Here is a 268-nt window from a genome sequence, read left to right on the forward strand (position 1 = left end):
GCCTGTCTGAAGGCGAGATACAGCAACATGACGATCACGGCCAGCGTGGCGGGCACTACCAGACGCAGGCGCTCGGCGGCACGTTGCATGTATTCGTACTGACCGGACCACACCAGGCTGTAGCCCGATGGCAGCTCGAGCCGTTCCGAGACGCGCTGCTTGGCGGCCTCCACATAGCTGCCGAGGTCACGGCCAGCGATATCGACATAGACCCAGCCGCTGAGACGGGCATTCTCGCTCTTGATCACCGGTGCGCCCGCTTCGATGC

General features: G+C 63.8%; 1 protein-coding gene. It reads right to left on the bottom strand.

Translation table 11 applies throughout. The features are described 5' to 3' along the window. A partial coding sequence (locus SB717_RS36355; RefSeq protein ID WP_410907880.1) for an efflux RND transporter permease subunit occupies positions 1–248 on the bottom strand: 248 nt, incomplete at its 3' end. Positions 249–268: the final 20 nt, after the last annotated feature.

Source organism: Priestia sp. SIMBA_032, from assembly GCF_046535215.1.
Taxonomy (GTDB): domain Bacteria; phylum Bacillota; class Bacilli; order Bacillales; family Bacillaceae_H; genus Priestia; species Priestia aryabhattai.